The 7,863-nt window shown below is 65.0% G+C and carries 4 protein-coding genes and 1 riboswitch; of the genes, 1 reads left to right on the top strand and 3 read right to left on the bottom strand.

The window, feature by feature from the left end; translation table 11 throughout:
- Positions 1 to 70: 70 nt before the first annotated feature.
- The 3 genes from CR919_RS20720 to thiC form a co-directional block, all read right to left on the bottom strand.
- Positions 71 to 2,395 (bottom strand): winged helix-turn-helix domain-containing protein, encoded by a 2,325-nt coding sequence (locus CR919_RS20720; RefSeq protein WP_099821630.1) that lies wholly within the window; start codon positions 2,393 to 2,395, stop codon positions 71 to 73.
- Positions 2,396 to 2,654: 259 nt separating this feature from the next.
- Entirely contained in the window at positions 2,655 to 3,326 is a 672-nt protein-coding gene (locus CR919_RS20725) for an ion channel (protein ID WP_099821631.1), read from the bottom strand.
- Positions 3,327 to 3,426: 100 nt separating this feature from the next.
- Positions 3,427 to 5,271 (bottom strand): phosphomethylpyrimidine synthase ThiC, encoded by a 1,845-nt coding sequence (gene thiC / locus CR919_RS20730; RefSeq protein ID WP_099821632.1) that lies wholly within the window; start codon positions 5,269 to 5,271, stop codon positions 3,427 to 3,429.
- A 93-nt stretch (positions 5,272 to 5,364) separates the two neighbouring features.
- Positions 5,365 to 5,466, bottom strand: a riboswitch (TPP riboswitch).
- 266 nt (positions 5,467 to 5,732) lie between these two features.
- On the opposite strand from thiC, the gene CR919_RS20735 reads away from it, so the two are divergent.
- A complete protein-coding gene (locus CR919_RS20735) occupies positions 5,733 to 7,310 on the top strand; it encodes a BCCT family transporter (RefSeq protein WP_099821633.1) in 1,578 nt (525 codons plus the stop codon).
- Positions 7,311 to 7,863: the final 553 nt, after the last annotated feature.

Raw genomic sequence — 7,863 nt, forward strand, 5'->3', positions numbered from 1 at the left:
TCAGGTGGCAGCGCGTCAGGAAAGACGGCCGAGATCGCCACGAAATCGCGGCGAGATCGTCACGAAGAAATTACGAAGGCCCTTTCTCGTTCAAGATCAACAGCTTGGAGAATGCGGGGAACAGCGTGGGCGGTTGTTCGGGCAATCGCATCACACCGATGTCGGCTCCATCGCTGATCGCCAGGGCAAGGTACAGGCTGCTTCCGTCGGCGCTGGCGCTGAGTCCATTGCCCGCGCTCAGGCGCTGCGCGTCCAGGCAGCGCTCCGCTTCTTCGCGGCCAGACTGGATACGGACCAGCGTGGTGCCGCAGTCGGCACTGCTGCCAAGGTAGTCGATGCTGCCGTTGCCGGCCACGGTCCAGGTCCGGTAGCGCCAGCGGCTCGGCCGGTCCTCGCTGACCTGCTGCACGCTGGCCGGGGTCAACGCCGTGTCCACCGACCACAGCCCGCCGGCTGCCAGCCGGGTAAACAGCACCCGCCCGGTACTGCGGTCGAAACGCGCCTGCGACACGCCTTCCAGACTGGCCAACCGCCGCCATGGCTGCGCACTGCGGTCGAACAGGCTCAACCGGGTGTGCTGGTCGGCATCCCGTTCAACCACCAGCAGCTGCTCCGCGTCGGCGCCGTACAACGCCTGCAACGGTTGCTCGGCGGGCACCGGAAGGCGATGCAGCTGTTCGTCGCGCGGGGCGATCTCGTAGACAACCGCTTCGCCATGCTCATCGCGGCCCACCACCAGCAGATGCCGGCTGTCGGCTGACCAGTCCGGTGCCTGCCGCGCTTCCGGCTTCAGCCCTTCGATCGGTCGCAAGGACTCCGGCCGCTGCATGTCGGCCCACCACAGCGCAAAGCTGCCGGAACGATCGGAACTGAACACCAGTTGCCGTCCATCCGGCGCCACCATCGGTTGCCCGTCGCGGCCGCTGGAGGCGAACAGACGCTCGCCGGCACCGCCCTGCGCGGGCATCCTGAACACACCGAACTGCGCGCGCCGATGCACGAATGCCAGCATGTCGCCGCGCCGGGAGACGGCCGGCCACTGCGCATCGTCGAGCCCGGCGTCGCGCAGCGTGCGGCGCTCGACGTCGAGGTAGTACAGGCGTGCCTCGCTGTCCACGCGACGACCGAACACGATATGTCGACCGTCGCCCAGCCATGCCCAACCGCGCAGCTCGGCCGATTCGGTCGTCAACTGCTCCGGTGTGCCGCCGCTGGCAGGCATCCGCCACAGGTCGCCCAGCTGAGGGTTGCGGACAAACACCAGCCATTTGCCATCCGGCGAATAGCGCGGGGCGTAGTCGAAATCATCCTCGTCGACCGCGTAGTCCAGCGCCCGCCATTGGCCACTGGCCAGATCGAGCACGCGGATGCCGCGATGGGCATAGCGACCGACCATGCTGCCGAAGACCAGGCCGCGGCCATCGGGTGTCCAGTCGAAACTGAGCAGCTCGGTGCCGTCGCAGCGCGTGGCCTGGCGCACGGCGCCGCCAGTGGCACTGGCGATCAATACCTGGCAGCTGTCATCGGCGCCAAAGCGGGCGAAGGCGATTTCGCGGCCATCCGGCGACCAGTTCGGGAAGCGGTCGCTGGCACCTGCCGGCGGCGAAAGCAGCTGACGTGCGGGCGCATTGCCGGAGGTCTGCACCTTGATGGCGTTGCCACCCTTGCCGTCGTCGTTGGCGCCTTCGTAGGCAACCTGCGATCCGTCAGGCGAAAGTGTGGGATAGGTCTCAAAACCGGCTGTCGCGGTGATCAACCGATATGGCCGTTCAGGGCTTCCGATCACCCGCGTGCCGTTCTCCACGGCGGCGTCCACCGGAGAATTCACCGGCGCCGGGCGGCGCAGCAGCAGTACGCTCAACACCACCAGCGCAAGCAGCATCACCACGCCCAGCGCCAGCAGCAGGCGACGGCGCAGGCGTCGCCAGCGACGGCTGCCACGTTCAACCACGGCCGCGCCGGCGGGGGCGACGGCATCCGGTGCAGTCGGCTGCGATGCCGCCGACTCCTCTGCCGCAGCGATCGCATCGGTCTCGTGGTCCGCCAGCGGCTGCACCGGTACCAGCAAGCGGTAGCCGGTCTTGGCGATGGTCTCGATGTACGCCTGGCCATTGTCGTCGTCGACGCTGAACGCCTTGCGCAGTTGGGTAACCGCCTGGGTCAGCACGTCGTTGGTCGGCAGCGTGTCCGGCCACACTTCGGCGAACAGTTCGTCACGGGTCACCACCCGCCCGGGCTGCCGCATCAACATGCGCAGCACGCCCAGCGACTTGGGCGTCAAACGTCGTGTACGGCGGGCACCGGCGACTTCGACCTCACGCGAGGACAAAGTAACGATGCACTCGCCGACGCGGACGCGGTCGGATTCAGGCGACTGGATTTCGCTGTTGATCATTCGTTGCTATGGGGTTGAAACAGGCCGCAAACACTGTTCACCATCGATCCCTTCCCATCCTTGGCACAGCAAGAAGCCAGATTCCGCACAAAGCATCGGCGCATACCGCAAAAAAAACGAAGCCTCCGGATATTAGCCTATGCGAGTTACCTCGCCTATCGCGTGGTCGACATCAGGCTCTCTCTCGCCGACGCATTCACATAATAAGCATCATCATTCGCGCCCTTTCGGGCGCGATATTTTTATCTGGCGTTCATTTTCAGAAGCGTTTCAGCATGGTCAGGCCGACCAGCCGCGAAACCACCAGCGCGACATACATGACGCCGGAAAACTGCTCCAGCATGACCAGCGCGCGGGCCTGCGGATGCAGTGGCACGACATCACTCAGCCCAACACCTGACAATAAGCTGAAGCTCAGATAAAGCAGCTCCATCCACGTGCGCTGCGGCCCACCACTGGCGCCCTGGAAACTGCCCGGATACCACTGCTGACATACCGCAAAGGTAAAAGCGAATGCCCACGCCAACAACGTGAACGTGGCGCCGGCGGCAAACAGTTCGTCGCGGGTCACCTTGTGGTCCTGCAGCATGTAGGCGATCAGCGCACCCGCGGTATAGAAATACAGCAGGCTTTCCAGCAGCTGTGCGGTGATGCCCAGTGCCGGCCGGTCGAGCAGTGCCGCAGAGAGGGAAAACACCACCGCCGGGATGGCCAGCACCAACGCCAGCCAGGTGCCCAGCGGGCTGCGCTGCACCACCCACAGGGCCAGGCCGAGCACGGCCATGCCGAACACGCCTACTGCCGCGCGCCCGGCAGCGGTTTCGTCCAGCGCCGGGTACAGCAGTACCGACAGCAGCTGTGCCCCGAGCAGCCAGGCAGAGGGATGACGGCGGGCGATGGCCAGCCAGCGGGTGGTCACGGCAATGGGCATGGTTCCTTATCCCCAGGGAACGATGGGCCGAGGATAGCGGCATGTCGGTGAGATGGGTGATGGGATGACGCCGGGCGTGGCCCGGCGCCGCCCTCTGCGATCAGCCCTGCTGGTACACCTCGGCGCCGGCTGCACGGAACTGCTCGGACTTCTCCTGCATGCCCTTCTCGGCGTATTCGCGCACGTCCTGGGTGATCTTCATCGAGCAGAAGTGCGGGCCGCACATCGAGCAGAAGTGGGCCAGCTTGTGCGCATCCTTGGGCAGGGTCTCGTCATGGAATTCCTTGGCCTTCTCCGGATCCAGGCCGAGGTGGAACTGGTCATCCCAGCGGAACTCGAATCGCGCCTTGCTCAATGCGTTGTCGCGCACCTGCGCACCGGGGTGGCCCTTGGCGAGATCGGCCGCGTGCGCGGCGATGCGATAGGCCATGATGCCGTCGCGCACGTCCTGGCGGTTTGGCAGGCCCAGATGCTCCTTCGGCGTGACATAGCAGAGCATGGCGGTACCGAACCAACCGATCATGGCCGCGCCGATGGCACTGGTGATGTGGTCATAGCCCGGCGCGATGTCGGTGGTCAGCGGGCCGAGCGTGTAGAACGGTGCCTCGCCGCACTCGCGCAGCTGCTTGTCCATGTTCTCCTTGATCAGCTGCATCGGCACATGGCCGGGGCCTTCGATCATGGTCTGCACGTCGTGCTTCCAGGCGATCTTCGTCAACTCACCCAGCGTTTCCAGCTCGCCGAACTGCGCCGCATCGTTGGCATCGGCAATGCAGCCCGGGCGCAGGCCATCACCCAGCGAGAAGGTCACGTCGTAGGCCTTCATGATTTCGCAGATGTCTTCAAAATGCGTGTAGAGGAAGTTTTCCTTGTGGTGGGCCAGGCACCACTTGGCCATGATCGAACCGCCGCGGCTGACGATGCCGGTAACGCGCTTGGCGGTGAGTGGCACGTAGCGCAGCAGCACGCCCGCATGGATGGTGAAGTAGTCCACGCCCTGTTCGGCCTGTTCGATCAGGGTGTCGCGGAAGATCTCCCAGGTCAGCGCTTCGGCGCGGCCGTCGACCTTCTCCAGCGCCTGGTAGATCGGCACCGTACCGATCGCCACCGGCGAGTTGCGGATGATCCACTCGCGCGTTTCGTGGATGTGCTTGCCGGTGGACAGGTCCATCACCGTGTCACCGCCCCAGCGGATCGCCCACACCAGCTTTTCCACTTCCTCGGCAATACCCGAGGACACCGCGCTGTTGCCGATGTTGGCGTTGATCTTGGTGAGGAAGTTGCGGCCGATGATCATCGGCTCGCTTTCCGGGTGGTTGATGTTGTTGGGCAGCACCGCACGGCCGCGGGCGATTTCCTCGCGCACGAATTCCGGGGTGATGATGTGCTGGATCGATGCGCCGAAGGATTCACCGGGATGCTGCTGCAGCAGCGCGGCATCACGGATCGCCTCCAGCCGCTGGTTCTCGCGGATGGCGACGAATTCCATTTCCGGGGTGATGATGCCGCGGCGCGCGTAGTGCATCTGGGTGACGTTGGCACCGGCCTGCGCGCGGCGCGGCAGGCTGCGCGCGGGGAAACGCACCGGATCCAGCTTGGGATCGTGCTCACGCGCGCGGCCGAACGAGGAGCTGAGGCCATCAAGCTGTTCGGTGTCGTTGCGCTCCTCCACCCACGCACGACGCAATGCGGGCAGGCCTGCGGAAAGATCGATAGGGACCTGCGGATCGGTGTACGGGCCGGAGGTGTCGTAGACGGTGACCGGTGCGTTCTCTTCACCACCGAACACGGTGGGCGTGCGGGTCAGCGCGATCTCGCGCATCGGCACCTGCAGGTCCGGGCGCGAGCCGGGCACGTGAATCTTGCGCGAGCCGGGAATGGGCCGGGTCACGGATTCGGAGAGTTGCTGGGCCTGTTGCTGCAGGGCAGAGAGCTGTGCGTTCATCGGGCATCGTCCAGGAAGGTCAGGGACGAAGCGGCGGCGCACTGCACCTGCGCCCGGACAGCACCAAGGCGGTCCTTGGGCGGGGTCGGGGCACGGCTGCATTGCAAAGCTTCCCTACGCCGGTATGAGCCGGATCAGGTTCCAAGGGACTATCTCAACCGTGGCCACAAGGCCGCGGTACCCCCGCTTCTTGGTGCGCATTAGAGCATAGACCGCCTGCCTCCGGGGTTGCCTCCGGGGTCAGATCCGGTTCCTGCGGAAAACGGATCTGACCCCAATCGCCATTCGTTAACAGAACCGTGACGTCGCATTCAGTAACGTGCACGCGCACCGCACCGTCGCAAGCGGTGCATTCCCTGCCGCCATCGCGGCGCCTGTCCGGTGTGCGCACGCTGTCGCTGGACCACTCCCTGCAAGCTTTCGCTCGCTCCCCTCAATCCCTTGATCGGAGAAGCTCCTTCATGGTGTTTCGCATTTCCATTGCACTGGTGTTTGCCCTGGTGCTGCTGGCCGGCCTCGCGCCCGGCCCCTTCAATACCGTCGTGCAGGCGGCGCTGGGCGATGTCATCCGCAGCGTCGGCTGGCTGTACCTGCTGGTGGTATTCCTGGCGTTGGTGTTCCTGATGTACCTGGCGTTCGGCCGCTTCGGCAACCTGCGCATCGGTGGCGAAGACGCCGAGCCCGAGTTCTCGCGCGCCAGCTGGATGTCGATGCTGTTCGCTGCCGGCATGGGCATCGGCCTGGTGTTCTGGGGAGCGGCCGAGCCGATTTCGCACTTCACCAAGCCACCGGAAGGCATTGAACCGCAGAGCATGGACGCCGCACGCGCCGCGATGCGCTATGTGTTCTTCCACTGGGGCCTGCATCCGTGGGCGATCTATGCGCTGATCGGCCTGGCGATGGCCTGGTTCCAGTTCAACCGCAACGGTGGTGGCCAGATCAGCGACATGCTGCAGCCGATCATCGGCCGACACCATCGCGGCTGGATCGGCAAGGTGGTCAACATCTCCGCCGTGGTCGCCACCGCAGTGGGCGTGGCCACGGCACTGGGTTTCGGCACGGTGCAGATCGCCGCCGGCGTGGAACGGGTGTTCGGGCTGCACGCAGGCATACCGCTGCAGCTGACCATCATTGCAGTCGCGTTCGTGCTGTACATGGCCTCCTCGCTGAGCGGCGTGGGGCGTGGCATGAAGTGGCTGTCCAACGTCAATCTGGCGCTGGCGGCATTGCTGCTGGCATTGGTGCTGGTGCTCGGCCCGACTGGCGCCATCTTCAACACCTTCACCACCACGCTGGGTTCCTACCTCAACCAGTTGGTGACCATGAGCCTGCGCATGTCGCCGTTCTCGTCCAGCACCTGGGTGGCGGACTGGACGATCTTCTATTGGGCATGGTGGATTTCGTGGGCACCGTTCGTCGGTTCGTTCATCGCGCGCATCTCGCGCGGCCGCAGTGTTCGCGAGTTCGTGGTGGGCGTGGTGCTTGCGCCCACCCTGCTCGGTTTCTTCTGGTTCTCGGTCTTCGGTGGCACCGCGATCTGGTCGCAGATCTTCGGCCACGCCGACCTGGTGCAGGCGCTGGGCAACGGCTATGAAACAGTGCTGTTCACCCTGTTCGACAGCCTGCCACTGCCGTTGCTGCTATCGAGCATCGCCTTGGTGCTGTTGATGATCTTCTTCGTGACCTCGGCCGATTCGGCGGTGCTGGTACTGGCCACGATGTCCACCGACGATGCGGGCGAGCCATCGCGCAGGCATAAGATTGCGTGGGGCGTGGGCATCGCACTGATCGCGGGCGCGTTGCTGCTGGCCGGTGGCCTGGAGGCGCTGCAGGGCATGATCACGATCGCCGCGTTGCCGTTCGCGCTGTTGATGGTGCTGGTGATGGTGTCGCTGTACCGGGTGCTGGACCAGGAGTACACGCGGGAGCGGCGGCAGGCGCAACGCCAGCGGCACATGATCGATGCGTGGATCGCGCGTGAGATGGCGGCGCAGGAAGAGACCCAGGCGGAGGCGGTGCGCGCGCAGGATTCGGATTGAGGGTGTTTTGCAGCCTGCGGCTGCACTGCTTTTTTCAAGCAACGGCAACTTCAAAAGCGGCTTGGGATGCTGAGGGTTTGGCGGGGAGGGGGCCGATGGCGGGACACGCCGCAAGTACATCCCTGTAGGCTCGGCCACGGCATCCATGCCGTGGACGGTCCCGCCATCGGCCCCCTCCCCGCCTCCGACAATTTCCCGGTGACGGCAGTAGATCCACGCCATGCGTGGATGAAGGTGTACCGGAAAACAAGAAGGGGTCGGATCCGTTTTCCGAAGGAAAACGGATCCGACCCCAACCCAAAGCGCGCGGCTGTTGCCTCTGCTTTTGCTCTTCTTCTTTCTCTTCCGTGGCTGACGCGCACGGAAACTTTCGGGGGGCGTGCGGGTGGGGGTGGCGGGGGTGTCCGCGGCATGGATGCCGCGGCTAAGCCTTATCTGATCGGAATCTGGCAGCGTAGGTGTCGAGAGCCGGCGTGGGCCGCCGTGCAAGCCTGGATCTCGACGATCGCCATGTAGCTTGGCGCCCACGCCGGAATCTCCCTTGATCCGCCCG

The organism is Stenotrophomonas sp. LMG 10879 (genome assembly GCF_002750935.1).
Lineage (GTDB): Bacteria > Pseudomonadota > Gammaproteobacteria > Xanthomonadales > Xanthomonadaceae > Stenotrophomonas > Stenotrophomonas lactitubi_B.

Excerpts from the sequence above, each read along its gene's own strand:
- CR919_RS20735 (WP_099821633.1), top strand. The coding sequence starts at position 5,733 with ATGGTGTTTCGCATTTCCATTGCACTGGTGTTTGCCCTGGTGCTGCTG.
- CR919_RS20725 (WP_099821631.1), bottom strand. The coding sequence starts at position 3,326 with ATGCCCATTGCCGTGACCACCCGCTGGCTGGCCATCGCCCGCCGTCAT.
- CR919_RS20720 (WP_099821630.1), bottom strand. The coding sequence starts at position 2,395 with ATGATCAACAGCGAAATCCAGTCGCCTGAATCCGACCGCGTCCGCGTC.
- thiC (WP_099821632.1), bottom strand. The coding sequence starts at position 5,271 with ATGAACGCACAGCTCTCTGCCCTGCAGCAACAGGCCCAGCAACTCTCC.